We start from the raw sequence: 24947 nt of genomic DNA, 5'->3' as shown, positions 1-24947 counted from the left end.
ATCGGTGTGCAGGGCCCGCCCCGCAAGGGTCGGGCCCTGTGTTCCATCAAGGGGCTTGTGCTGCACCAGTACAACCTACAACGCCGCGCTCCAGGCCCCTTGATTGAACAAACCCATCCAAGGAGATATTGATATGTGGAAGATTGTTGTTGGTTTCGTCCTGTTCGCCGCGTTGTCGATGTACGTGATCATCAAGGCGGGCGACAAGGCCGACATGGGCGGCGAGAAGCACGGCGCCGATGCCGTGCATGCGCCCGAGCCTGCGGCCAGCGCGCCGGCGGCGGCTGCGCCCGCGTCGGCGCCGGCTTCGGCCGCCAGCGCGCAGTGATGCGCTGAGTCCATGGCGGCCCCGGAGCGCGGGGTGCGTGCCCCGGGGCGCCTGCGGGCCTCCATGAAAAAGCCCGAAGCCACTGGCTTCGGGCTTTTTCTTTTGCGGGGGCCTTGCTCAGCGCTTGAAGCGGCCGTCGCTTCCGATGATGGACAGGTCGGAGAAATCCAGCCCGCTGTGGTCCGTGGCGCTGTAGCTCAGTTCCAGCCCGCCCAGGTCCCATTTCCGGATGCTCTCCAGCCCGGCCTGCAGCCTGGCGCGGTCCGGCTTGGCGCCCGCGCGCTTCAGGCCTTCCACGAGCACCTTGGCGCTCACGAAGCCTTCCACCATGGCGGGGGTCAGCTCGCCCAGGTTCCTGGCGCGCACCAGGTCCATGGCCTCCTTGATCACCGCGTAGTTCAAGGACCGCTCCGACGGGAACACCTGCGTGACCACCACGCCCCGGGCCTGCTCGCCCAGCGCCTTGACGAAGCCGCCCGAGGCATTGTTGGACAGCGTCACGATCTGCCCGGTCGCGCCGGCGGCGCGCAGCGCCTTGATGCCGTCCACCACGGCCGCGCCCGTGCCGATGAAGATGATGGCCTGGGGCTCCTTCTGTGCCACGCGCGGGGCGATGGTGCTGTAGTCGGGCTTGGCGCGGTCGAACTTCTCGACGAAGAGGGCTTCCAGCTGGTTGGCCTTGAACCCGGACTGCGCGCCCGCCAGGCCGTCGGCGCCAAAGGTGTCGTCCACATGCACCACGCCGATGCGCTTGATGCCCAGGGTGTTGAGGTGGGTGATGGCCTTTTCCACTTCGCGCTGGTACGGGGCGCGCACGTTGAAGATGTACTTGTTCACCGGCTGGTGCAGCGCGATGGCGCCCGTGGAGGGCCCCACCAGCGGCACGGCATGCTGTTCCAGCAGCGGAATGATCCCCTGGGTGTGGGGCGTGCCGCGCGTCATGAACAGCCCGATCACGCTTTTCTCCTCGATGAGGGCGCGGGTGTTCTCCAGCGTCAGCTTGGGGTCGAACTTGTCGTCCATCGACACGACCTCCACCTTCTGGCCGCCCACGCCGCCCTTGCTGTTGACGTGGTCGAGGTAGAGGGCGGCACCCCGCATGGATTCGGCCACCGTGGCGGCGGCGGAGCCGGTGATGCCCACCGTCTGGCCGATGAGGATCTGCGCGTGGACCTGGGCCGCGCCGAACGCCAGGGTGAGCAGCGCGGCGGTGCATTTCGCAAGGGTGCCAGGGACTGTCATGGTGCTCCTCTCTTCATTGAGGTGCCCGAGTTTAGGGACTGGGCACCGCAGGGCATCCGTAGAAGTGCGTAGCGGCCAGGGGGTGTTTTCACTGATTTGTCAACAATTTCTTCCTGGGTTTGCGGGTATTTCGCAACACTTCAGCGGCGGAACTTGCCGTCGGTGCCGATGATGGACAAGTCCGCGAAGTCCAGGCCCGTGTGGTCGTCCGGGCCATAGGAGACCTCCAGGCCGCCCAGGTCCAGTTTCCGGATGCTCTCGAGCGCCGCATGGATCTTTTCGCGGCTGGGCTTGGGGCCGGCGCGCCTGAGCCCTTCCACCAGCACCTTGGCCGCGGCAAAACCCTCCAGCATGGCGGGCGTGATCTCGGTGAGGCCCTTGGCCCGCGCGAGTTCCTGGGCCTCCTTCACCATGGCATAGGTCACCGCACGCTCATTGGGATACACCTGCGTCACGATCACGCCGCGCGCGTTGTTCCCCAGGCTCTTGATGAAGCCGCCCGAGGCGTTGTTGGACAGCGTCACGATCTGCGCGGCCGAGCCCGCGCCGCGCAGCGCGTTGCCCGCGTCCACCACGGCAGACCCCGAGGCGATCATCAGCACGGCCTGGGTATCGGCCTTGGCCACCTTGGCCGCGATGGGCGCGAAATCGGGCTTGGCGCGGTCGAACTTTTCCAGCACCACGGGCGTGAGCTTGGCGGCCGCCAGGCCCTTCTGGGCGCCGGCCACGCCGTCGGCGCCAAAGCTGTCGTCCGCGTACACCACGGCGATGCGCGAAATGCCCATGGAGGCCAGGTGGGTCATGGCCTTTTCCGCCTCGCGCTGGTAGGTGGCGCGCACGTTGAAGATGTACTTGCGCACCGGTTGGTGCAGCACCATCGCGCCCGTGGACGGACCCACCAGCGCCACGCCATGCTTCTCCAGCAGGGGGATGATGGCTTCGGTGTGGGGCGTGCCGCGCGTGAGGAACAGCGCGGACACGTTGTTCTCCTCGATCAGCTTGCGCGCGTTCGCGGCGGCCAGCTTGGGGTCGAACTTGTCGTCCAGCGAGGTCAGCTCGATCTTCTGGCCGTGGACACCGCCCTTGGCATTGACGGCCTCGATGTGCAGCAGGGCGCCATCGGTGGTCTCCTTCACGCCCGCCGCCACCTGCCCGGAGAAGCCCGCGGTCTGGCCGATCAGGATCTGGGCATGGCCGGTGCCGCACAGCGCGGCGGCCAGGGCGGTCGCGGCTCCCCATTGTGTCCATGTGTGCATGGTCGTCTCCTTTGAATTGTCCGGCCACTCTAGACAAATGTCCTCGGTTTGCGAATCGGCATAACCCGAAGGTGTGACAGGACTTGTCAGCAGATGTGCGATCAGGGGCTATTGCGGCATGGCCGGACGGGGTCCGTGGCGGTGCCTAGAATGTCCCGCCTCACCCTCGAAAAAGACTGCCTCCATGACCCAGGGACTGATCCGTATCCGCGGCGCACGCCAGCACAACCTCAAGAACCTGGATCTGGACATCCGCACGGGGGAACTCACCGTGGTCACCGGCCCCAGCGGCTCGGGCAAGTCCAGCCTGGTGTTCGACACGCTGTACGCCGAGGGCCAGCGCCGCTACGTGGAGACCTTCAGCGCCTACGCGCGCCAGTTCCTCGACCGCATGGACAAGCCGGCGGTGGACAAGGTCGAGGGCGTGCCGCCCGCCATCGCCATCGACCAGACCAACCCCGTGCGCTCCAGCCGCTCCACCGTGGGCACGATGACGGAGCTCAACGACCACCTGAAGCTCCTGTTCGCGCGCGCCGGACAGCTGTTCGACAAGCAGACCGCCCAGCCGGTGCGCCACGACTCGCCCGAGACCATCTACGCCGAGATGCAGCGCCGCGGCGCCGAGGCCGGCGACCCCCGCATCGTGCTGACATTCCCCGTGGAGCTGCCGGGCGGCACGTCGGCCGAGCAGGTCGAGCAGTGGCTGTCCGCCAGCGGCTTCACCAAGGTGCAGGCCGAGCGCGAGGTGGCCACGCCCACGGGCCCGCGCAAGGTGCTCGATGTGGTGGCCGACCGGTTCCGCCTGGGCCATGCCGAGAAGGCGCGCGTGGTCGAGGCCATCGAGGTCGCGCTCAAGCGCGGCACGGGGCGCCTGAACGTGTACCGCCTCGTGGACGAGGGCGAGCCCGAGCTGTGGCGCTTCTCGACCGGCCTGCACTGCCCCGACAGCGACCTGCGCTACAGCGACCCCATTCCCTCGATGTTCTCGTTCAACTCCGCCGTGGGCGCCTGCGAGAGCTGCCGGGGCTTCGGCCGCGTGATCGGCGTGGACTACGGCCTCGTGATCCCCAACGACAGGCTCACGCTGCGCGCGGGGGCGATCAAGACCATCCAGACCCCCGCCTGGAAGGAAGCGCAGGACGACCTCATGCGCCATGCCGAGGCGGCCGGCATCCCGCGCGACACCCCCTGGTACAAGCTCACCGACGACCAGAAGAAATGGGTCATCGGCGGCACGCCGGGCTACAAGGACGGGCAGTGGAGCAAGCAGTGGTACGGCATCAAGCGCTTCTTCGAGTACCTGGAGAGCAAGGCCTACAAGATGCACATCCGCGTGCTGCTGTCCAAGTACCGCAGCTACACGCCGTGCCCCACCTGCGCGGGCGCGCGCCTCAAGACCGAGAGCCTGCTCTGGCGCGTGGGCAGCAAGGACGACGCGGACGCCGCGGTCGATCCTGCCCGCCGCTTCATGCCCGAGGGCGTGTTGTGGTCGCGCGAGCAGCTCGAAGCCCTGCCCGGCCTGTGCCTGCACGACCTGATGCTGCTGCCCATCGACCGGCTGCGCCGCTTCTTCGACCGCATGGAGCTGCCCGTGGGCGACGCGGCGGCCGGTGGCGATGCGCAGGCGCTGAAACTCCTGCATGAAGAAATCACCACGCGCCTGAAGTACCTGTGCGACGTGGGCATCGGCTACCTGACGCTGGACCGCCAAAGCCGCACGCTCAGCGGCGGCGAGGTGCAGCGCATCAACCTGACCACGGCGCTGGGCACCTCGCTGGTCAACACGCTGTTCGTGCTGGACGAGCCCAGCATCGGCCTGCACCCGCGCGACATGCACCGCATCACCGAGGCCATGCTGCGCCTGCGCGACGCGGGCAACACCCTGGTAGTGGTCGAGCACGACCCGGCCGTGATGCTCGCGGCCGACCGCATGATCGACATGGGCCCCGGCCCCGGCCGCCTGGGCGGGCAGATCGTGTTCGACGGCACAACGGCCGACCTGCGCCATGCCGACACGCTCACCGGCGCCTACCTGGGCGGGCGCAAGCACGTGGGCTTCGGCTTCAAGCGCATGGTGACCGAGTCCACGCCGCGCCTCATCCTCGAAGGGGCGCGCGAGCACAACCTGCAGAACGTGTCGGTCGAATTCCCGCTGCAGCGCCTGGTCACCGTCACCGGCGTGAGCGGATCGGGCAAGTCGAGCCTGATCCAGGACGTGCTGGCCCCCGCGCTGCTGCGCCACTTTGGCAAGGCCACCGACTCGCCGGGCGCGCACGACCGCATGCTGGGCGCCGACCACCTGTCGGACGTGGTGTTCGTGGACCAGTCGCCCATCGGCAAGACCGCGCGGTCCAACCCCGTGAGCTACGTGGGCGCGTGGGACAGCATCCGCGAGCTGTTCGCCGTGGCGCCGCTGTCCAGACAGCGCAGCTACACCGCCGCCAAGTTCAGCTTCAACAGCGGCGACGGGCGCTGCCCGACCTGCGGCGGATCAGGCTTCGAACATGTGGAGATGCAGTTCCTGTCGGACGTGTACCTGCGCTGCCCCGATTGCGACGGCAAGCGCTACCGGCCCGAGATCCTGGAGATCACCATCGAGCGGGGCGGCAGGGCCCTGAACGTGGCCGACGTGCTGGCCCTCACGGTGGCCGAGGCCGCCGCGCTGTTCGCCGCCGACCGCGACGTGATCCGCGCGCTGCAGCCCATCGTGGACGTGGGGCTCGAATACGTGGCGCTGGGCCAGCCCGTGCCCACGCTCAGCGGCGGCGAGGCGCAGCGCCTGAAGCTGGCGGGCTTTCTGGCGGAAGCGGCCCGCGTGCAAAGCAAGTCGCGCCAGACGATAGCGCGCAAGGGTACCTTGTTCCTGTTCGACGAGCCCACCACGGGCCTGCATTTCGACGACATCGCCAAGCTCATGCGCGCGCTGCGCAAGCTCATCGACGCGGGGCACTCGCTCATCGTCATCGAGCACAACCTGGACGTGATCCGCGCGAGCGACTGGCTCATCGACCTGGGCCCCGAGGGCGGCGACGCGGGCGGCCTCGTCGTGGCCGAGGGCACGCCCGAGGACGTGCGCCAGCACGCCACCTCGCACACGGGCCTGGCGCTGCGCGACTACGAACTCACGCTGGGCATCGGCGGCCACTCGGTGCACGAAAAAGCCGCGGCGCTACGAAAACAGGAGCGCTCTGCGCTCATGGATAAAGCGCCAGCGGCCAAAAACGCCATTGAAATCGTCAACGCCAAGGAGCACAACCTCAAGAACCTGAGCGTGAACATCCCGCGCGGCCAATTCAATGTGGTCACGGGCGTGAGCGGCTCGGGCAAGTCCACGCTCGCGTTCGACATCCTGTTCAACGAGGGGCAGCGGCGCTACCTCGAATCGCTCAACGCCTATGCGCGGTCCATCGTGCAGCCGGCCGGCCGGCCCGAGGTGGATGCGGTGTACGGCATACCGCCCACCGTGGCCATCGAGCAGCGCCTGTCGCGCGGCGGGCGCAAGTCCACCGTGGGCACCACCACCGAGGTGTGGCACTTCCTGCGCCTGCTGTACGTCAAGCTCGGCACCCAGCACTGCGTGAAGGACGGCGCGGCCGTGCAGCCGCAGACGCCCGAGAGCATCGCCGCCCAGCTGCTCACGCAGTTCCGGGGCCAGCACATCGGGCTGCTCGCGCCGCTGGTGATGAACCGCAAGGGCGTGTACACCGAACTGGCGGACTGGGCGCGGCCGCGCGGCTACACGCATTTGCGGGTGGACGGCAATTTCCTGCCCACCACCCATTTCCCGCGCATCGACCGCTTCAAGGAGCACACCATCGAACTGCCCGTGGCCAGCGTCGAGGTGTCCGCCGGGAACGAGGCGCTGCTGCGCGCCTCGCTGGCCGAGGCCCTCACGCACGGCAAGGGCGTGGTGCACGTGCTCAGCAGCATCGGCGACCTGCGCGCCGCCATGGAAAGCGGCCAGCCCACGGCGGGCATCGGCCAGCTGCAGGCCTTTTCCACCAAGCGCGCCTGCCCCGTGTGCGCCACCAGCTATGCCGAGCTGGACCCGCGCCTGTTCAGCTACAACAGCAAGCACGGCTGGTGCCCCGATTGCGTGGGCACGGGCGTCAAGCTCACCCGCGACCAGCGCAAGGTGTTCGACGACTCGGTGCAGGACGACAAGGAAAAGGGCCGCGAGCAGACCTTCGCCGAGCCCGAGGTGGAAGACCTGGCCGACACCGCCTGCCCCAGCTGCCAGGGCACGCGCCTGAACGCCACGGCGCGCGCGGTGCGGTTCGCGGGCATCGGCATCACCGACATCGCCGCGCTGTCGGTGACGGACGTGCGCCGCTGGATCGAGACCCTGCAGATCGAAGGCGGCATGAGCCGGCGCGAGGCCGACATCGCACGCGACCTCGTGCCCGAGATCCAGAGCCGGCTCGAATTCCTGGAGGAAGTGGGCCTGTCCTACCTCACGCTCGACCGGGGCGCGCCCACGCTCAGCGGTGGCGAGGCGCAGCGCATCCGCCTGGCCGCGCAGCTGGGCAGCAACCTGCAGGGCGTGTGCTACGTGCTCGACGAGCCCACCATCGGCCTGCATGCGCGCGACAACCAGATCCTGCTCAACGCCCTGCACAAGCTGGGCGACAAGGGCAACACGCTGGTGGTGGTGGAGCACGACGAGGACACCATCCGCCGCGCGGACCACATCATCGACATCGGCCCGAGCGCGGGCAAGCGCGGCGGGCGGCTGGTGGCGCAGGGCAGCGTGGACGACATCACCGGCGCGCCCGAATCCCAGACCGGCCGCTACCTGCTGCACGCCATGAAACACCCGCTGCAGCTGCGCCGCAGCATGCTGCCGAGCGAGCTGAGCGCCGAGGCCCTCGCGCTGGGCGAACCCGCCGACGCGCCCAAGGGCCGGCAGAGCGCCGCGGTCAAGAAGCGGGCCGCGGCGGCGGCGGCGCTCACGGCCGATGCGCTGGCCGATGCCAAGGCGCGCGCCGCGATCCGCTGGCTTACCGTGCACGGTGCGCACCTGCACAACCTGCAGGACGTGACGGCCACCGTGCCGCTGCACCGCCTGGTGGCCGTCACGGGCGTGAGCGGCTCGGGCAAGTCCACGCTGGCGCGCGACGTGCTGCTGGCCAACGTCCAGGCCTGGGTGCAGCAGCGCGCCACCAAGGCCGGGCGCGACGCGATGGACGCGGGCAAGGCGCCGCCGCTGGTGGGCTGCACGGGCCTGTCGGGCTTCGAGAGCATCGACCGCGTGCTCGAAGTGGACCAGACCCCCATCGGCAAGACGCCGCGCAGTTGCCCGGCCACCTACATCGGCTTCTGGGACACCATCCGCAAGCTGTTCGCCGAAACGCTGGAGGCCAAGGCGCGCGGCTACGCGGCCGGGCGCTTTTCCTTCAACACCGGCGAGGGCCGCTGCGCGAGCTGCGAGGGCGCGGGCGTGCGCACCATCGAGATGAGTTTCCTGCCCGACGTGAAGGTGCCCTGCGAGACCTGCCACGGCGCGCGCTTCAACCCCGAGACGCTGGCCGTGACCTGGCGCGGCAAGAGCATCGGCGACGTGCTGCAGATGGAGGTGGACGAGGCGGTGGAGTTCTTCGCCAGCATGCCCTCCATCGCGCACCCGCTGCAGCTCCTGAAGGACGTGGGCCTGGGCTACCTCACGCTGGGCCAGCCCTCGCCCACGCTCTCGGGCGGCGAGGCGCAGCGCATCAAGCTCGTGACCGAGCTGACCAAGGTGCGCGACGAGGTGGGCCGCCGGGGCCAGAAGGTGCCGCACACGCTCTACGTGCTGGACGAACCCACGGTGGGCCTGCACATGGCCGACGTGGACAAGCTCATCCGCGTGCTGCACCGCCTGGTCGACGGCGGCCACAGCGTGGTGGTGATCGAACACGACCTCGACGTGATCGCCGAGGCCGACTGGATCATCGACCTCGGCCCGGAAGGGGGCAGGGAGGGCGGCCGCATCGTGGCGGCCACCGTGCCGGAAGAGGTGGTGCGGCTGGGCACGCACACCGGCAAGGCGCTGGCGGCGGTGCTGGCGCGGTGACCGGAGGGCCCGGCGGTGGCGCACGCCACTGTCGGCCCATGTCCTACGCACGGCGCGGAACATGGCGCACGCGCGGCGCGGGGTGAGGTTTCTAGGATTCAGTGCAGGGGTTGGCGCCAGGCGCAGCGGCCCCGCACATCTCCACCAACTCCTACGGACCCATCACCATGAAATCACTGCTCAAGACCTGCGCTGCCCTTGCAGCCACCTCCGTTCTGCTGGTCGCCTGCGGCGGCGGCAATGACGACGATCCGACGCCCAGCAATGAGCCCGGCGTGCTCACCGTGAGCAGCGCCACCCTGGACGGCCTCAACGGCGTGTATGGCAACGGCACGCTGAACCTCACGGACGTGGACAAGGAAAACCCTGTCGGTTCCGTGCCCGAGCTGTGCGCCTTCCGCTTCGACGGTGCCAACAAGGTGGGATCGTCGGCCACGGCCTTTGGCGACATCCGCTACCGCCCCGACGCCACCGGCCTGCACCAGGTGTTCCTGACCTTCGACGGCAAGGAATACGCGAGCGGCGAGCCCACCGACACGGCCGTGGTGCGCGAGAGCAACCAGGTGCGCTTCACCGGCAAGACGCTCACCGCCACCGATGGCTCCAACGCCACGCTGCGTGTCTCGGGCATCGTCCCCATGCGCCCGAACCGCCCGCTGGGATGCTGATGCGGCCTTGCTGATTCCGGGGCAGCTCGCTCCCCCTTGCTTGTCTCCCTCTCCCGGTCCTCTCGACCGGTTCAGCCCCCGTGGCCCCGGCCGCGCGGGGCTTTTTTGCGTGCATGCCCCTGCGGCCGGCCTGCGGGCGCGCCACGCGCCCATGCGTGCATGGCGCCACAATGCAGGCCTGAGCGCTGCGGCCCGAGGCCGCTGCGCGCGGTCCATTCGATCCGCTTTCTCCATGCCCGCACAACCCCCTGGTCCGCACGCCGTGGTGTGGCTGCACACCCAGGCACCGCCCAAGCCCCCGGAAGGCGCGCCCTGCAATGGCTGCGGGCTGTGCTGCCTGGCGGAGCCCTGCCCGCTGGGCATGCTGGTGTCGCGGCGCCGCACGGGGCCGTGCACGGCCCTGCGCTGGAGCGATGCCGACCAGCGCTACTGGTGCGGCATGGTGGCCGACCCCGCCGGCGTGACCGGCCTGGACCACCCCTGGGCCGTGCGCGCGCTGTCGGCGCTGGCGCGGCGCTGGATCGCCTCGGGCGTGGGGTGCGATGCGCGGCTGCACACGCAGGCGTTGCCGCCGCCTTCCCGGGATTGAATTAGCTATTGAATGTATAGCTGTCCGCGGTTGTTCAGAAGGCGCTAGCGGCCACTTTGATATGGATTTCCGTGGATACGGGGGCATGGCGCCGCGCCAGATGGATGCCCGCCAGCATGCAGCGCACCGAGCCCCCGGCCAGTTCGATGGTGGGCACGGCCAGCGGCAGCAGGCGGGCGCTGCGCTCGATCACGGCCTTTTGCGCGGGCGCCAGGCTGGCCGCCGCGCGCGACGACAGGGCCAGCACGCGGCCCTGGGCGCCCGTGAGTTCCAGCGCGTTGCCTGCGAAGTCGGCGATCTGCGCCGCGCTCAGTTCGATCACCTCGCGCCCGGTTTCGCGCAGGCGCTCGCGCACGGCCTCGCGCCGCGCCGGGTCGGTGATCATGTGGAACCCGCCCAGCGCGAAATCGGTGCCCACGCAGAGCATCACGTTGGTGTGGTAGCAGGGCTGGCCCCGCGCGTCGGCGGTGGCGAACACCATGGGCTCGTAGTTGAAGTGGGTGCAAAAGCGCTCCAGGGCCACGGGGTCGGCGCGGTTCGACTGCGCGGTGTAGGCGACCCGGGAGATGTGGTCGAGCACCATGGCGCCCGTGCCTTCGAGGAACATGCCGTCGGCCTCGAGACCCGAGTAGTCGATCACGTCCTGCACGCGGTACTCGGCCTTGAGCAGGTCCAGCACGTCGCTGCGGCGCTCGCGCCGGCGGCTCGCGGCGTACATCGGGTACACGGCCACGTGCCCGCCCGCGTGGGTGGAGAACCAGTTGTTGGGAAACACGGCGTCCGGCGCGTGGCGCTCGCCCCGGTCCTCGAACAGGTGCACGCGCACGCCCGCGGCTTCGAGCCGCGCGGCGGCCTGCGTGACTTCGGCATGGGCTTGGAGCGCCGTCTCTGCCGCGGTGGCGTTCCACGGCCGGGTTTGGAAGGCGTTGTCGTGCGCGGTTTCCGGGTTGGGGTGAAAGTGGTGCGGGCGCACCATCACGACGGCGCGGGGGGCCTGGGCGGAAGCAGGTGTGGGCATGGCGGTGGATGGTGCAAGGAAGGGGGTGGGAGAATTTTGCTGGCAGCCCACGCCAACCAATAGCCTTAGAACTGGTCAAAATGCTGCAAAATCTGCCACTCTGATAGCAATGAGGCCCACTATGAACAGGCTGGACGACACCGACCGGGAAATCCTCAGCATCCTGCGCGCCGACGCGCGCACCCCCGTGGCCACCCTCGCGCAGAAGCTGCGCGTATCGCGCGGCACGGTGCAGAACCGGCTGCACAAGATGGAGGAGGGCGGCGTGATCGTGGGCTACACCGTGCGCCTGCGGCCGGATTCCGAACCGCAGCGCATCCGCGCGTGGATGAGCATCGCGGTGGAGGGCAACGCCGCGCCCGAGGTGATCCGCGCGCTGCGCGGCGAGCCCATGGTGGGCACGCTGCACACCACCAACGGCCGCTGGGACATCGTGGCCGAGGTGCGCGCCGAGAGCCTGGAGGCGTTCGACGCGGCGCTGGGCCGCATCCGCCTCACGCCCGGCATCGCCAACACCGAGACCAGCATCCTGCTGTCCACCTACAAGGCTTGAACCCCGGGGTTGGCGGACAGCCCCTTCCGGCCCATGCTCGCCCCACCGGCGCGGCGCGGGCGAGCGGCGGCGGTGGCACGGAGGCGCGAAACGCGGCCCAGGGGTGCCGCGTTGGCGACAGCGGCTAGGGGGTTTCCGCATGCCCTGGCCGCCGTGGCTGCAGTCCAATGAAGGGGTCTTCGTTTTGCCTTTTCAGGAGCCCTCCATGCAACGCCGCCAGATCATCCAATGGGGAGCCGCCAGCCTCGCCGCCCCCGCATTCCTGGCTCAGGCCCAGAGCTTTCCCAACAAGCCCATCAAGCTCGTGATCGCCTTCCCGGCGGGCGGCCCCACCGACATCACCATGCGCTCCCTGGCCGACAACGCCAGCAAGATCCTGGGCCAGCCCGTGATCGTGGAGAACAAGCCGGGCGCCGGCGGCACGCTGCCCGCGCAGGCGCTGCAATCGGCCGCTGCCGATGGCTACACGGTGGCGCAGATCCCGCTCGGGGTGTTCCGCCTGCCCTACACCACCAAGATCAACTGGGACCCGGTCAAGGACATCAGCTACGTGCTGAACGTCACGGGCTATGCGTTCGGCCTGGTGGTGCCCGCCGACTCGCCGCTCAAGACCTGGACGCACTTCGTCGCCTGGGCCAAGGCCAACCCCGGCAAGCTCAGCTACGGCTCCACCGGCACCATGACCAGCCCGCACCTGACCATGGAGCTCATCGCGCAGCAGCTGGGCATCGAGCTGCTGCACGTGCCCTACAAGGGCAGCGCCGACCTCATGCAGTCCATCCTGGGCGGGCAGATCATGGCGGCGGCCGACTCCACCGGTTTTGCGCCGCAGGTCGAGGCCGGCAAGCTGCGCGTGCTCAACACCTGGGGCGCCGAGCGCCTGGCCAAGTTCCCCGATGCGCCCACGCTCAAGGAGCTGGGCCTGAACCTGGTGCAGAACTCGCCCTTTGGCATCGGCGCGCCCAAGGGCACGCCCGACGCGGTGGTCAAGCGCCTGCACGACGCGTTCAAGCAGGCCATGGAGCAGGAAAGCTACCGCACGGCCCTGGCCCGCTACGACATGGTGCCCATGTACATGAGCACGGCGGCGTACAAGAAATTCGCGCAGGACACCTTCACGCGCGAGAAGGCGCTGGTCGAAAAGCTGGGCCTGGCAAAGCCGAGTTGAAGTGAGCTCCCCCTGAGCGGCTGCGCCGCTTCCCCCTCTCTCGCTGTGCTGCGCTGGCGGGAGGGGGACGCCCCCAGCGCACGGAAGTGAAGCGCCGCAAGCGGCTTGGCGGCCCTTGCGCGGGGGCACTGGCCTGGGACGCGCCAGTTACGACGTTTCGCTGGCAAACTTTTGTCACTGAAGGTCCGCGCTCAAGCTATTCATCGGTACCGCGACGTGGCCTCTGGAGGGGCGTATGACGTTCCGTGTGATGATCCGTCCCAACATTGAACGGAACACCGCGAGCATTTATGGCATCCCCCTCCGACAGCATCAGCATGGCCCTGTTTTGCGACTTTGAAAACGTCGCCCTGGGCGTGCGCGATGCGCAGTACGAAAAGTTCGACATCAAGCCCGTGCTGGAGCGCCTGCTCCTCAAGGGCTCCATCGTGGTCAAGAAGGCCTATTGCGACTGGGAGCGCTACAAGGGCTTCAAGGCGACCATGCACGAGGCGAATTTCGAGCTGATCGAGATCCCCCATGTGCGCCAGTCGGGCAAGAACTCGGCCGACATCCGCCTGGTGGTGGACGCGCTGGACCTGTGCTACACCAAGTCGCACGTCAACACCTTCGTCATCATCAGCGGCGACTCGGACTTTTCGCCGCTGGTGTCCAAGCTGCGCGAGAACAACAAGCAGGTCATCGGCGTGGGCGTGAAGCAGTCCACGTCCGACCTGCTGATCGCCAACTGCGACGAATTCATCTTCTACGACGACCTCGTGCGCGAGAAGCAGCGCGCGCTGGCCCGGCGCCAGCCCCCCGGCGCAGCACCCGCACCGCGCCGGTCCCCCGAGGAAGAGCGCCATCGCAAGGAAAGCCAGGAGGTGCGCCGCGCCCAGGGCGTCGAGCTGGCGGTGGAGACCTTCGAGGCCCTGACCTCCGAGCGTGGCGACAGCGGCAAGATCTGGGCCTCGGTGCTCAAGGAAGCCATCAAGCGCCGCAAGCCCGATTTCAGCGAGGGCTACTACGGCTTTCGCACCTTTGGCAACCTGCTTGAAGAAGCGCAGGCGCGGGGGCTGCTGGAGTTCGGGCGCGACGAGAAATCGGGCGCGTATGTGTTCCGTGGCCACGGTCCCGCGGCCACGGGGGCCGAGCCCGCGGGCCGAGCCGACGCGCCCGCCGAGCGGCAGGGCGGGGCGGGGTACTTTCGCCATGATTTCCATGCGGTCGCGTCGGTGCCGGAGACATCCGCTGGCGGCAGCGAGGGCGGTGGGCGTGGCGGTCGTTCGCGCGGGCGCCGGGGCGATGCCGCTGCGCGCGCCGGGGCGGTGCCGCCGGATGCGCGCCAGGATGTGCCAGCAGAAACCCGTGCCGAGCCGCCGGCTTCCGGCGCGCGCGACGATGCGCTGCCGGAGCGCCCGGCGGGCAGCTACTTTCGCCCGCAGCTGCCGGCGCCCGTGACGGCCCAGGCGCAATCCGGCCATGAGACGGCGCGGGGCGAGGACCTCGCGGACGAGGAACCCGTGCACGTGCCCGTGCAGGCGCCCGTGGCGGCGCCGGCGGCGGCAAGGGACCGCGAGCGATGCGCTGCCCGATGCCCCTGCGCCGGCACCCGCGCCCCGCAGCCGCCGCCCGGCATCCACCCCGCGCAAGAGCAGCGGCGGGCGCAAGGCCGGCGCGGGGGCGCCGCAGCGCAGGCCGATGCCGGGGCCCCGGCCGCGCCATCGTCCAAGGCGGCGGCCCCTGCGGCCGCGCCCGCCAAGGCAGCGGCAACCCGCGCGCGCAAACCGCGCGGGGCGGGCAAGCCGCCCCAGCCCGCCGAATAGGCCTGCGACGCTTGCCAAGCCTGCCAAAGTTGCCACGGAGCCGCCGGGCCGTGCAGCAGCGCATGCCGACGCGGCACGGCGCCCGGGCGCCTTGCGGCGCGGCCTTCGGTACATGTCCTGGCGCGCCGCCTGCCCGCGCACCCGCGTGGGGTCGGGTGGTTAATTTGCTATAAAATATATAGCTATTGGCGCTTGCCTATCAAGCGCCAGGCGGTGTTTTCATTCAAGCCCAGGGGTGGCTCGCTGGGCGCTCGGCGCCTGGCCGCGCCCGTGGCCCGACAGGATGGCCCGCGCCACCTCGGCAAACCCCGCGCCGCGTTCGCCCTTTGTCACATAGCGTGGCAGGTGCCGCAGCTGCGGCACAAAGCGCGCGATGTTGGCCACGCCCACGCTGTGGGTGAAGTGTTCGAACATCGCCTGGTCGTTGCCCGAATCGCCCACGAACACCCAGCGGTCCAGCTCCTGCGCCAGGTCCCGGCCCCACAGCGCGCGCACGATCCAGTTCGCGCCCTGCCACTTGTTGAAATCACCGAAGCATCCGTGGATGTGGATGCTGCTCACCGTGGTCTGCATGCCCACGCGCTGCAGCACGGCCAGCACCCGCTGCACGGTGTCGGGCGTATGCCGGGCGAACTCGGCGTAGTCGAACGCGATGTCCGTCTCGCGCCCCGCGCTGTCGCTGCTCAAGTCCACGCCGGGCACTTCGGCCGCCACCAGGGCCGCGATCTCGCGCATGCGCGCCTGGTTGGCTCTGCGCGTGGCGGCATCCTGCTGGTAGCGCTTGGCCAGCGGCTGCCCGGAGCCCGTGCCCCGTGCAAACGCCACGGCACCGTTCTCCGCCACCATCGCGTCCACGGGCCAGGCCGCGCCCGCGCCTGCGGTCATGAAGGGCTCGCACCAGCCGATCGGCCGGCCGGTGATGGGGATGACCACGAGACCCGCCGCCTTCAGGTCGGCCAGCGCCTGCAGCGCGTCGGGCGTGATGGCGCCCTCGGTGGTCAGGGTGTCGTCGATGTCGGTGAAAACGCCCACCAGGTCGCGGCGGGCCTCCGGGGGCCAAAGGTTCAGGGCTTGCATGCGGTATGTCGTTATGCTGCGGCTCTTGCGCAAGAGAGCGCCATTGTCCGGGAGATAGTTGTCGTGCAGCGTGGGGCCTTGATCTTCTTCTTCATGTGGGCGGGGTGTTGCGCTGCGGCCCCCGCCATGGCGCGGGCGCCCGTCGATTCAGCGGCCGTCTGCCAGCGCGCGGCCGGCAAGCTCGATGGCCTGGTCCCGGAGTGGCGCGACCTCGTTGTGGAGTTCAAGGCCGAAGCCAGGAACCCGTCCGTGCTGGCCCTGGCCGAAGAGCACCGCCAGGGCCGCCTGAAGGCCAGCTTCCTGCACCACTGCCAGCGCGAGTGGGGCGCCCACCAGGCCACCTTCGTGTGCTTCAGCGGGTCGGTCACGGCGCTGGGGCTGGCGCTGTGCTTGCAGAAGGACACCAATCCCCATGGGTGGGAGTACCGGCCCTGAGGCCGCCCCGCAAAGCCGCTCAGCCCGCCTTCTGCAGGGCCAGGCCCGCATGCTCGCGCAGCGGGTGGAAGTGGATCTTGGGAAACCGCTCCTGCGCCAGGCGCACGTCATAGGGGCTGGTGCACAGGTAGGCCAGCGTATCGGCCGCGTCGTGCGCCAGGCGCAGCGGGTAGGCGTCCGTGAAGGCGCGCAGGTCGGCCGCGTTGTCGGCCGTGATCCAGCGGGCGCCCGTGTACTGGCAGCCTTCCAGGCGCACGTCGGCGTCGTACTCGGCCTTCAGGCGGTGCTGCACCACCTCGAACTGCAGCTGGCCCACGGCGCCCAGCAGCATGTTGCCGCCGGCGTCGGGCTTGAAGACCTGGATCGCGCCTTCCTCGCCCAGCTGGGCCAGGCCCTGCTGCAGCTGCTTGGTGCGCAGGGGGTTCTTGAGCACCACGGTCATGAACATCTCGGGCGCGAAGAATGGCAGGCCGGTGAACTGCAGGTTGGCGCCGTCGGTGATGGTGTCCCCGAGCTGCACGCCGCCGTGGGTGGTGAAGCCGATGATGTCGCCCGCGTAGGCTTCTTCCACCGCCTCGCGGCGCTGGCTCATGAAGGTCACCACGCTGGTGGGGCGCAGTTCCTTGGCGGTGCGCTGCACCTTGAGCTTCATGCCCGGCATGTACTTGCCCGAGGCCACGCGCACGAAGGCGATGCGGTCGCGGTGGTTGGCGTCCATGTTGGCCTGCACCTTGAAGACCACGCCGGCGAAGCCCTCGTCCTCGGGCTGGATGGTCTTGACCACGGGCTGCTTGTTGACCTCGAGTGTGCTCACGCGCGGGCCGGGCGGCGGGGCCATGTCCACCAGGGCGTCGAGCACTTCCATCACCCCGAAGTTGTTCACCCCCGAGCCGAAGAACACGGGCGTGAGCTTGCCGGCCAGGAAGGCCTCGTGGTCCCAGGCGGGCGATGCGCCCACGGCCAGTTCCATGCTCTCCAGCGCCGCATCGAACTCGGCGCCGAAGCGCGCACGCAGCGTGGCCTCGTCGGACAGCGGGATGGCCTCGAAGTCCTGCGGGCGGCGCTCGCTGCCGGACTCGAACACCGTCATCGTCTGGGTGCGCAGGTTGATGATGCCGCCGAAGGCCTTGCCCTGGCCCACGGGCCAGGTCATGGGGCAGCAGGGCATGCCCAGTTCGCGCTCGACCTCGTCCATGATGTCCAGCGGGTCGCGCACCTCGCGGTCCATCTTGTTCACGAAGGTGATGATGGGCGTGTCGCGCTGGCGGCAAACCTCGATCAGGCGGCGTGTCTGCGCTTCCACGCCGTTGGCCGCGTCGATCACCATCAGCGCCGAGTCCACGGCCGTGAGCACGCGGTAGGTGTCTTCCGAGAAGTCCTTGTGGCCGGGCGTGTCGAGCAGGTTGATCACGTGTTCGCGGTACAGCATCTGCATCACCGACGAGGCCACCGAGATGCCGCGCTGCTTTTCGATCTCCATCCAGTCCGAGGTGGCATGGCGGCTGGCCTTGCGGCCCTTGACGGCACCGGCGATCTGGATCGCGCCCGAGAACAGCAGCAGCTTTTCCGTCAGCGTCGTCTTACCGGCGTCGGGGTGGGAAATGATGGCAAAGGTGCGGCGGCGCCGGGTTTCTGAGGCGTAGGACACAGGGGGTGGTTCCAGAAGGGGGTCAGGGCGCGCTGCGGCAGGGTTCTGCGGCAGTCGGCGCGGCAGGCGCAGCGGCGCCCGGAAGCGGCGATTTTACCGGCGCCCGCTGCGAACCCTCTTCCGGCCGTTCTTCAACGCCCGTTTCCGTTCAGCTGGCCTGTGCCTGTGCCTGTGCCTGTGCCTGTGCCTGCGCCTGCGCCTGTGCCTGCGCCTGCGCCTGGGCGTGCCGGGCATACATCTTCTGCATGCCGCCCAGCCAGCGCTCGTAGTCCTGGCCCTTGTTGCGGAAGTATTGCGCCACTTCGGGGTGGGGCAGCACCAGGAAGCGCCCGTCCTGCATGGCGGCCAGCACGTCGCCCGCCACCTGTTCGGGCGGCAGGATGCCGTCGTGCGAGGCCGAACCGCCATCGCCCGTCACCATGGCGGTCTGCACCGACTGCGGGCACAGGCAGGCCACACCCACGCCCTTGCGGCCATAGGCGATGCGCAGCCACTCGGCGAAGGCCACGGCGGCATGCTTGGTGACGGCGTAGGGGGCGGACTCGACGATGGTCAGTAGCCCCGCCGCCGAGGCCGTGACGAGGAAGAAGCCCTCGCCGCGCTCCACCATCTCGGGCACCACGGCGCGTGCGGCCCACACGTGGGCCATGCCGTGGATGTTCCACATGGCGTCCCACATTGGGTCCTCGAGTTCGATGCCGCCCGGGCGGCCCAGGATGCCGGCGTTGGAGATGTAGGCATCGACCCGGCCGTAGCGCTCGCGCGTGGTGGCCACCAGCGCCTGGATGTCGGCTTCCTTCGACACATCGCAGCGCACGGCCAGGCCACCGATCTCGTCGGCCACGGCCTGCGCGGGCGCGAGGTGCAGGTCGGCCACGACCACGGCGCGGGCGCCTTCCTGCGCAAAACGCCGCGCGATGCTGCGGCCGATGCCGCTGGCGCCGCCGGTGACGATGATGACCTTGTCCTTGGGGTCCATGCAGTGCTCCGTCTGTGTTTTTTGGTGAGGGCGCCAGTGTCGGGCGGCCCGCGGGGCAAGGCAGCCGCGCAGGTGACAGGGCTTCAGCCCGGCGCGCTGGCGGCCTGCACGATGGCGGCGCAGCACAGTTGCTCCACACCGTCGGCCCACTGCCGCATGGCGGGGGGATCGAGCTGCAGCAGCAGCGCATAGCGCCGCCCACCCCAGGCCGAGAGGTGCAGCGCCTGCAGCAGTGCTTGCCCGGGCGGGCGGGGCAAGTCGGTGCAGGCGGCAATCACCCGGCCCCAGGCGGCGGCCAGCTCTTCGTGCACGCGGCGGTGGTGCCGGGGCTCGGCCATCTGCGCCTCCAGCGCCAGCATGTCGGGGTGGAAGGGCGGCAGCCCGGGCGCATCCACGCCGCACACCAGGCGCACGAGATGGTGGATGCGCTGCGTCCATGGCAGGCCCTCGGGCTGCACGGCCTCGCGGTCGATGGCGGCGAGCAGGGCCTCGACGCAATGGCGCACATAGCCCGACAGCAGCGCTGTCTTGTTGGGGAAATAGTCGTACAGCGTGCCGACGGAAATGCCGGTTTCCAGCGCCACGTTGCGCGTGGTGAGCTTGTCCCAGCCGTCGCGTTGCCAAATCCGAACAAAGGCGTCGTAGATGGCCTGCACCGTGAAGCGCGCCCGGGCCTGGCGGGGGCGCTTGAGCGGCCTGGGGGCCGCGCTGGAGCTGGCGGCAAGGGTCTTGCGCGGCGGGTTCACCGGTTTCCGAACCCACGCGGCGGCAGGGCGCCATACAGTGCCCTGAGTGTTTTTTCACCCTTGAAACGGAGACTTTCCATGACGCTGCTCACCCGCCTGTTGACCGACAGGAATGCATTGAATCACACCCGCACCGAGGAGCTCCCCCTTGCTCCACTGCAGCCCGGCGAGGCCCTGCTGCGCGTGGACCGCGTGGCGGTGACCACGAACAACATCACCTACGCCGCCTTTGGCGACGCGATGAAGTACTGGGACTTTTTCCCCACGGGCGAAGCGGGCTGGGGCCACATGCCCGTGTGGGGTTTTGCCGACGTGGTGGCCTCCGACGTGCAGGGCGTGGCCGTGGGCGAGCGCTTCTACGGCTACTGGCCCATTGCGAGCCATGTGCGCATGGCGCCGGTGCGCGTGACGGCCCGGGGCTTCTACGACGGCGCGGAGCACCGCCAGTCGCTCACCTCGGCCTACAACCAGTACACGCGCACCAGCGCCGACCCGGCATACCGGGCGGGCGATGAAAACTACCAGATGCTGGTGCGGCCGCTGTTCATCACGTCGTTCATGCTGGCGGACTTCCTGCAGGACAACGGATTTTTCGGCGCGCGGCGGCTGCTGTTCTCCAGCGCATCGAGCAAGACGGCCTACGGCACTGCGTTCTGCCTGGAGGGGCCCGGGCAGATCGAGCGCGTGGGGCTCACCGCGCCGCGCAACAGTGCCTTCGTGCAGGGCCTGGGCTGCTACCAGCGCACGGTGGCGTATGGTGAGCTGGAGGCCCTGGATGCCGGTGTGCCCACGCTGTATGTCGATTTCTCGGGCGACGAGGATCTGCGCTCGCAGGTGCACCACCACCTGGGCGATGCCCTGGTGTACGACTGCTATGCGGGGTCGGCGCAGAACACGCACTTCCTGCGCGACACGGCCCTGCCGGGGCCCGCGCCCGTGTTCTATTTCGCGCCGGTGCAGATCAGGAAGCGCAATGCGGACTGGGGCCCCGAGGTGGTCAACCAGAAGTTCAATGCCGCCCAGCGCGCGTTCATCGACCGCGTCGGCAGCGCGCACCAGCCCTGGATGCGGGTGCGCGAACACCAGGGTTTCGCGGCGGCGCAGGCCCTGGTCGAGGACCTGCATGCGGGCCGCATCGATCCGCAGGAAGGCCACGTGGTCGTGCTGGCGCCGTAGCGCGGCCCAAGGCATCGAGGCGGGGCGCTCCCTCGCCTCCCGCACTTGCTTTTATAATCCGCCGATCCGAGGAGCGTTGCAGCGTCCCCAGCACTGGCGGGGCGTGAGGCTCGGAGTCATCTAGCAACGACGCTCATCCACTTCTCGTGTGGTGAGCCTTCCGTCTCATCCCCGCGCTGAATGTGGTCTTTCAAACATGCTTTGGAGCACACCATCATGAACGCACGCGTCAACGCCCCGGTCAACACCGACTGCATCATTGCCGACATCGGCCTGGCCGCCTGGGGCCGTAAAGAGATCCGCATCGCCGAAACGGAGATGCCCGGCCTGATGGCCATCCGCGAGGAATTCGCCGCCAAGCAGGCGCTCAAGGGCGCCCGCATCACCGGCAGCCTGCACATGACGATCCAGACCGCCGTGCTGATCGAGACGCTGCAGGCCCTGGGTGCCGAGGTGCGCTGGGCTTCGTGCAACATCTTCTCCACGCAGGACCACGCCGCCGCCGCGATTGCCGCCAGCGGCACGCCCGTGTTCGCCGTGAAGGGCGAGACCCTGGCCGAATACTGGGACTACACCCACCGCATTTTTGACTTCGGCCCCGCCGGCACCGAAGGCGAAGGCCCCAACCTGATCCTGGACGACGGCGGCGACGCCACGCTGCTGATGCACCTGGGCAAGCGCGCCGAAAAGGACGCATCGCTGATCGCCAACCCCACCAGCGAAGAAGAAACCTGCCTGTTCGCCTCCATCAAGGCCAAGCTGGCCGTGGACCCGACCTGGTACAGCCGCAAGAGCGCGCAGATCATCGGCGTGACCGAAGAGACCACGACCGGCGTGCACCGCTTGAAGGAAATGTCGGCCAAGGGCTCGCTGATGTTCCGCGCGATCAACGTGAACGACTCGGTGACCAAGAGCAAGTTCGACAACCTGTACGGCTGCCGCGAGTCGCTGGTGGACGGCATCAAGCGCGCCACCGACGTGATGATCGCGGGCAAGGTGGCCTGCGTGGCCGGCTACGGCGACGTGGGCAAGGGCTCTGCCCAGGCCCTGCGCGCCCTGAGCGCCCAGGTCTGGGTGACCGAGATCGACCCCATCAACGCCCTGCAGGCCGCGATGGAAGGCTACAAGGTCGTGACGATGGAATACGCCGCCGACAAGGCCGACATCTTCGTGACCACCACCGGCAACAAGGACGTGATCACCCACGACCACATGAAGGCCATGAAGGACCAGGCCATCGTCTGCAACATCGGCCACTTCGACAACGAGATCCAGGTCGCGACGCTCGAGCAGTACGAGTGGGAAGAGATCAAGCCCCAGGTGGACCACGTGATCTTCCCGGACGGCAAGCGCATCATCCTGCTGGCCAAGGGCCGCCTGGTGAACCTGGGCTGCGGCACGGGCCACCCGAGCTTCGTGATGTCGTCGAGCTTCGCCAACCAGACCATCGCCCAGATCGAGCTGTTCACCCACAGCGACTACTACGAGAACGGCAAGGTCTACGTGCTGCCCAAGCACCTCGACGAGAAGGTGGCGCGCCTGCACCTCAAGAAGGTGGGCGCGATGCTCACGGAACTTTCCGACGAGCAGGCCGCCTACATCGGTGTGCCCAAGCAAGGCCCGTACAAGCCCGACACGTACCGCTACTGATCGTGCGGGTGGCTGTTGCTGCTCCTTTTTTGGGAGCGGCCAGCGCTTGTGGATAAGGCGGTAGAAGCCATTTTGGCTATGAAATCCATCGTCGATTGACGAGAGAGTGACGCATGCGCGCAGATGTTTTTTTGGTGGAGTCCGGCCATGCGGCCACGCGTTCGCAGGCACAGCGGCTGATTGCTGCAGGCGTCGAGTGGCGCCTGTCGCCGCTGGCGCCCTGGCAGAAGGTGGCCAAGAACGGCGATGACATCCCGTCCGTGGCCGAGGTGAAGCTGCTGGACGATGCCGAGGCCAAGTACATCTCGCGCGGCGGGCTCAAGCTGGAAGGCGCCTTGCGGGCCACGGGCCTGCCCGTGGCCGGGCTGCGCTGCCTGGATGTGGGGCAGAGCACCGGTGGGTTCACCGATTGCCTGTTGCAGCAGGGCGCGGCGCAGGTCGTCGGCGTGGACGTGGGCCATGGCCAGCTGCACGAGCGGCTGCGCAGCGATCTGCGGGTGGTTTGCGTCGAGGGCGTGAATGCGCGCTCGCTGATCGCCGAGGCGCTGCAGCAGGCGTGCGAGGACGCGCTCTCCGAAGCCGTCGATGTGGACGAGGACAACGAGACCCAGCCCGAGGCGCCCTACAGCTGGATGCGCAACGGCGGGCTGGTGGACGACGCCTACGATGACAGCGGCGACGCCAAGGACCAGGACATCGAAGCCTTCAAGTCCGAGCGCGCCCAGCGTGCCGAGGCGCGCGCGCTGGGCACGCTGCCCGTCCAGCGCCGGCGCCGCGCCGAATGCGCGGGCGTGGACACGACCCCGTTGTTCGACGTGGTGGTGGGCGACCTGTCCTTCATTTCGCTGACCCTGGTGCTGCCTGCCATCGCCGCATTCCTGCGGCCCGACGGCCACCTGCTCATGCTGGTCAAGCCGCAGTTCGAACTGCAGCCCGGCCAGGTGGGCAAGGGCGGCATCGTGCGCGACGAGGCGCTGTACGCCGTGGTGGAAAAGCGCATCCGTGACTGCTGCGCCGAACTGGGCCTGGCGGTGCACGCCTGGCTGGACAGCCCGATCCAGGGCGGCGACGGCAACCGTGAATTTTTTGTTTATGCGAGGAGGGCCACATGATTGCTGCCAATGCCCAGGGCATCGGTTTCCCGGTGAGCTTCGAGTTTTTCCCGCCCAAGACGCCGGAGGGTGCCGACAAGCTGCGCACCGCGCGCCAGCAGCTGTATGCGCTGCACCCTGATTTCTGTTCGGTGACCTACGGCGCGGGCGGTTCCACGCAGGAGGGCACGTTTGGCACGGTGCGCGAAATCCTGGCCGAGGGGGTCGGCGCAGCCTCGCACTTCTCGTGCATTGGCGCCACGCGCCAGTCCGTGCGCGAGCAGCTCGCCATGCTCAAGGACATGGGCGTCAAGCGCCTGGTCGCGCTGCGCGGCGATCTGCCCAGCGGCTATGGCGCGGGCGGGGAGTTCCACTACGCCAGCGACCTGGTGGCCTTTATCCGTGCGGAGACCGGCCGGGACTTCCATATCGAGGTGGCGGCCTACCCCGAGGTCCACCCCCAGGCCAAGTCGCCCGAGGCGGACCTCAAGGCGTACATCGCCAAGGTGCAGGCCGGAGCGGACTCGGCGATCACCCAGTATTTCTACAACAGCGATGCGTACTTCCGCTTCGTGGAAGACACGCAGCGCCTGGGCGCCGATGTGCCCGTGGTGCCCGGCATCATGCCCATCGGAAGCTCCACCCAGTTGATGCGTTTCTCGGACGCCTGCGGCGCCGAGATTCCCCGCTGGATCCGGCTGCGCCTGCAGTCTTTCGGCGACGACACGGCGAGCATCAAGGCCTTTGGCCTGGATGTGGTGACCGACCTGTGCGACCGGTTGCGCAGTGCCGGCGTGCCGGCCCTGCACTTCTACACGATGAACCAGAGTGCCGCGACGCTGGAGATCTGTCGCCGGCTGGGGATCTGATGCGCCAGCCGCGCGGCGATGCCGCGGTGACGGGCCCGGTGGAGGGCCGCCGGGCCGCCCTGTGGTGGAAGGTGCTCGGGGTGGTCTGCTGCGGTGTTTCGGTGTGGGGCTGCTCGTCCTGGGGGCGTGCGCAAGGGCTGTCCGCCGAGGCCGACGCACTGGCCCCGCACCTGCTGAGCGTGCCGGGCGAGGCCATGCTGATCGACCCGCCGTCGCGCCCCGGTGGGCGGGAGGATGGCACCGAAAGCCCGCAGGCCCCGCAGCTGCGCCTGCCCGCCGACGAGGTGGGCCTGGCCTCCTGGTACGGCGCGAAGTTCCACAAGCGCCGCACGGCCAGCGGAGAGCCCTTCGACATGAAGGCGCTCACCGCGGCGCATCCCACCTTGCCGTTCGGCTCGCGCGTGTGCGTGCGCAGCCAGGCCACGGGCCGTTCGGTCGTGGTCCGCATCAACGACCGGGGCCCGCACACGGGCAACCGCGTGATCGACCTGAGCCGGGGGGCCGCCGAGGTGCTGGGGATGGTGGGCCTGGGGCTCAAGCCCGTGGAGCTTTTTGCGCTGGACGAGGGCGAGCGGGACTGCCCCGCTCCCTGACCGC

The 24947-nt window shown here is 68.9% G+C and carries 20 protein-coding genes and 1 riboswitch; of the genes, 13 read left to right on the top strand and 7 right to left on the bottom strand.

What is annotated here, in order from left to right; translation table 11 throughout:
* Positions 1-133 precede the first annotated feature (133 nt).
* On the top strand, positions 134-328 hold the full coding sequence (locus AC3RCE_RS22110; protein WP_218296261.1) for a hypothetical protein: 195 nt from the start codon (positions 134-136) through the stop codon (positions 326-328).
* A 117-nt stretch (positions 329-445) separates the two neighbouring features.
* Here the strand turns inward: AC3RCE_RS22110 and AC3RCE_RS22105 are convergent, their stop codons facing one another.
* Positions 446-1570 (bottom strand): ABC transporter substrate-binding protein, encoded by a 1125-nt coding sequence (locus tag AC3RCE_RS22105; protein WP_492253975.1) that lies wholly within the window; start codon positions 1568-1570, stop codon positions 446-448.
* 140 nt (positions 1571-1710) lie between these two features.
* Positions 1711-2826 (bottom strand): ABC transporter substrate-binding protein, encoded by a 1116-nt coding sequence (locus AC3RCE_RS22100; RefSeq protein ID WP_218296259.1) that lies wholly within the window; start codon positions 2824-2826, stop codon positions 1711-1713.
* A 184-nt stretch (positions 2827-3010) separates the two neighbouring features.
* On the opposite strand from AC3RCE_RS22100, the gene uvrA reads away from it, so the two are divergent.
* The 3 genes from uvrA (at position 3011) to AC3RCE_RS22085 (ending at position 10135) form a co-directional block, all read left to right on the top strand.
* Positions 3011-8878, top strand: a complete 5868-nt coding sequence (gene uvrA, locus AC3RCE_RS22095) for an excinuclease ABC subunit UvrA (RefSeq protein ID WP_492253974.1) — start codon at positions 3011-3013, stop codon at positions 8876-8878.
* 167 nt (positions 8879-9045) lie between these two features.
* The gene (locus AC3RCE_RS22090; protein WP_218296257.1) at positions 9046-9546 is read left to right on the top strand and encodes a hypothetical protein; all 501 of its coding nucleotides are present in this window, start codon (positions 9046-9048) and stop codon (positions 9544-9546) included.
* Positions 9547-9778: 232 nt separating this feature from the next.
* Complete coding sequence (locus AC3RCE_RS22085; RefSeq protein WP_492253973.1) at positions 9779-10135, top strand: hypothetical protein; 357 nt, start codon at positions 9779-9781, stop codon at positions 10133-10135.
* Positions 10136-10169: 34 nt separating this feature from the next.
* Here AC3RCE_RS22085 and ctlX read toward each other — a convergent pair whose 3' ends face one another.
* Positions 10170-11153, bottom strand: a complete 984-nt coding sequence (gene ctlX, locus AC3RCE_RS22080) for a citrulline utilization hydrolase CtlX (RefSeq protein WP_492253972.1) — start codon at positions 11151-11153, stop codon at positions 10170-10172.
* Positions 11154-11274: 121 nt separating this feature from the next.
* Between ctlX and AC3RCE_RS22075 the strand changes: the two genes are divergently transcribed.
* From AC3RCE_RS22075 to AC3RCE_RS22065, 3 genes are all read left to right on the top strand, one after another.
* The gene (locus AC3RCE_RS22075; protein WP_218296254.1) at positions 11275-11706 is read left to right on the top strand and encodes an Lrp/AsnC family transcriptional regulator; all 432 of its coding nucleotides are present in this window, start codon (positions 11275-11277) and stop codon (positions 11704-11706) included.
* A 205-nt stretch (positions 11707-11911) separates the two neighbouring features.
* Positions 11912-12874 carry a Bug family tripartite tricarboxylate transporter substrate binding protein gene (locus AC3RCE_RS22070; RefSeq protein WP_218296253.1) on the top strand — a complete coding sequence of 321 codons (963 nt, stop codon included), beginning with the start codon at positions 11912-11914 and terminating at the stop codon, positions 12872-12874.
* A 290-nt stretch (positions 12875-13164) separates the two neighbouring features.
* Positions 13165-14679 carry an NYN domain-containing protein gene (locus tag AC3RCE_RS22065; RefSeq protein WP_492253971.1) on the top strand — a complete coding sequence of 505 codons (1515 nt, stop codon included), beginning with the start codon at positions 13165-13167 and terminating at the stop codon, positions 14677-14679.
* 219 nt (positions 14680-14898) lie between these two features.
* Here AC3RCE_RS22065 and AC3RCE_RS22060 read toward each other — a convergent pair whose 3' ends face one another.
* Positions 14899-15756, bottom strand: coding sequence for an HAD family hydrolase (locus tag AC3RCE_RS22060; RefSeq protein WP_492253970.1), 858 nt, complete (start codon positions 15754-15756; stop codon positions 14899-14901).
* A 78-nt stretch (positions 15757-15834) separates the two neighbouring features.
* Here AC3RCE_RS22060 and AC3RCE_RS22055 point away from each other — a divergent pair, with 78 nt between their 5' ends.
* A complete protein-coding gene (locus AC3RCE_RS22055) occupies positions 15835-16191 on the top strand; it encodes a hypothetical protein (RefSeq protein ID WP_492253969.1) in 357 nt (118 codons plus the stop codon).
* Between the two features lie 19 nt (positions 16192-16210).
* On the opposite strand, the gene AC3RCE_RS22050 is transcribed toward AC3RCE_RS22055, so the two are convergent.
* The 3 genes from AC3RCE_RS22050 to AC3RCE_RS22040 form a co-directional block, all read right to left on the bottom strand.
* Positions 16211-17839 (bottom strand): peptide chain release factor 3, encoded by a 1629-nt coding sequence (locus tag AC3RCE_RS22050; RefSeq protein WP_218296249.1) that lies wholly within the window; start codon positions 17837-17839, stop codon positions 16211-16213.
* 148 nt (positions 17840-17987) lie between these two features.
* A complete protein-coding gene (locus AC3RCE_RS22045; protein ID WP_492253968.1) occupies positions 17988-18818 on the bottom strand; it encodes an SDR family oxidoreductase in 831 nt (276 codons plus the stop codon).
* Between the two features lie 83 nt (positions 18819-18901).
* A complete protein-coding gene (locus AC3RCE_RS22040; protein ID WP_492253967.1) occupies positions 18902-19564 on the bottom strand; it encodes a TetR/AcrR family transcriptional regulator in 663 nt (220 codons plus the stop codon).
* Between the two features lie 78 nt (positions 19565-19642).
* Here AC3RCE_RS22040 and AC3RCE_RS22035 point away from each other — a divergent pair, with 78 nt between their 5' ends.
* From AC3RCE_RS22035 to AC3RCE_RS22015, 5 genes are all read left to right on the top strand, one after another.
* Complete coding sequence (locus AC3RCE_RS22035; RefSeq protein WP_492253966.1) at positions 19643-20740, top strand: DUF2855 family protein; 1098 nt, start codon at positions 19643-19645, stop codon at positions 20738-20740.
* Positions 20741-20802: 62 nt separating this feature from the next.
* A riboswitch (S-adenosyl-L-homocysteine riboswitch) is annotated at positions 20803-20882 on the top strand.
* A 74-nt stretch (positions 20883-20956) separates the two neighbouring features.
* The gene (gene ahcY / locus AC3RCE_RS22030; protein WP_218339859.1) at positions 20957-22390 is read left to right on the top strand and encodes an adenosylhomocysteinase; all 1434 of its coding nucleotides are present in this window, start codon (positions 20957-20959) and stop codon (positions 22388-22390) included.
* A gap of 113 nt (positions 22391-22503) precedes the next feature.
* Positions 22504-23502 carry a TlyA family RNA methyltransferase gene (locus AC3RCE_RS22025; protein WP_492253965.1) on the top strand — a complete coding sequence of 333 codons (999 nt, stop codon included), beginning with the start codon at positions 22504-22506 and terminating at the stop codon, positions 23500-23502.
* Positions 23499-24350 carry a methylenetetrahydrofolate reductase [NAD(P)H] gene (metF, locus tag AC3RCE_RS22020; RefSeq protein ID WP_218296243.1) on the top strand — a complete coding sequence of 284 codons (852 nt, stop codon included), beginning with the start codon at positions 23499-23501 and terminating at the stop codon, positions 24348-24350. The genes AC3RCE_RS22025 and metF overlap by 4 nt, the downstream gene beginning before the upstream one ends.
* Entirely contained in the window at positions 24350-24943 is a 594-nt protein-coding gene (locus tag AC3RCE_RS22015) for a septal ring lytic transglycosylase RlpA family protein (protein WP_369643454.1), read from the top strand. Before metF ends, AC3RCE_RS22015 begins: the two co-directional genes overlap by 1 nt.
* Positions 24944-24947 lie beyond the last annotated feature (4 nt).

This window comes from Acidovorax sp. GW823-FHT05D11 (assembly GCF_058795695.1).
The sequence above is the reverse complement of the archived record's forward strand: the minus strand, read 5'-3'. Positions and strand labels throughout refer to the sequence as shown.

Bases quoted from the DNA above. Each gene is read 5' to 3' on its own strand.
- uvrA (WP_492253974.1), top strand. From the start codon at position 3,011: ATGACCCAGGGACTGATCCGTATCCGCGGCGCACGCCAGCACAACCTC.
- AC3RCE_RS22085 (WP_492253973.1), top strand. From the start codon at position 9,779: ATGCCCGCACAACCCCCTGGTCCGCACGCCGTGGTGTGGCTGCACACC.
- metF (WP_218296243.1), top strand. From the start codon at position 23,499: ATGATTGCTGCCAATGCCCAGGGCATCGGTTTCCCGGTGAGCTTCGAG.
- AC3RCE_RS22070 (WP_218296253.1), top strand. From the start codon at position 11,912: ATGCAACGCCGCCAGATCATCCAATGGGGAGCCGCCAGCCTCGCCGCC.
- AC3RCE_RS22045 (WP_492253968.1), bottom strand. From the start codon at position 18,818: ATGGACCCCAAGGACAAGGTCATCATCGTCACCGGCGGCGCCAGCGGC.
- AC3RCE_RS22060 (WP_492253970.1), bottom strand. From the start codon at position 15,756: ATGCAAGCCCTGAACCTTTGGCCCCCGGAGGCCCGCCGCGACCTGGTG.
- AC3RCE_RS22105 (WP_492253975.1), bottom strand. From the start codon at position 1,570: ATGACAGTCCCTGGCACCCTTGCGAAATGCACCGCCGCGCTGCTCACC.
- AC3RCE_RS22035 (WP_492253966.1), top strand. From the start codon at position 19,643: ATGACGCTGCTCACCCGCCTGTTGACCGACAGGAATGCATTGAATCAC.
- AC3RCE_RS22025 (WP_492253965.1), top strand. From the start codon at position 22,504: ATGCGCGCAGATGTTTTTTTGGTGGAGTCCGGCCATGCGGCCACGCGT.
- AC3RCE_RS22015 (WP_369643454.1), top strand. From the start codon at position 24,350: ATGCGCCAGCCGCGCGGCGATGCCGCGGTGACGGGCCCGGTGGAGGGC.
- AC3RCE_RS22065 (WP_492253971.1), top strand. From the start codon at position 13,165: ATGGCATCCCCCTCCGACAGCATCAGCATGGCCCTGTTTTGCGACTTT.
- AC3RCE_RS22090 (WP_218296257.1), top strand. From the start codon at position 9,046: ATGAAATCACTGCTCAAGACCTGCGCTGCCCTTGCAGCCACCTCCGTT.
- AC3RCE_RS22110 (WP_218296261.1), top strand. From the start codon at position 134: ATGTGGAAGATTGTTGTTGGTTTCGTCCTGTTCGCCGCGTTGTCGATG.
- ahcY (WP_218339859.1), top strand. From the start codon at position 20,957: ATGAACGCACGCGTCAACGCCCCGGTCAACACCGACTGCATCATTGCC.
- AC3RCE_RS22100 (WP_218296259.1), bottom strand. From the start codon at position 2,826: ATGCACACATGGACACAATGGGGAGCCGCGACCGCCCTGGCCGCCGCG.
- AC3RCE_RS22075 (WP_218296254.1), top strand. From the start codon at position 11,275: ATGAACAGGCTGGACGACACCGACCGGGAAATCCTCAGCATCCTGCGC.
- ctlX (WP_492253972.1), bottom strand. From the start codon at position 11,153: ATGCCCACACCTGCTTCCGCCCAGGCCCCCCGCGCCGTCGTGATGGTG.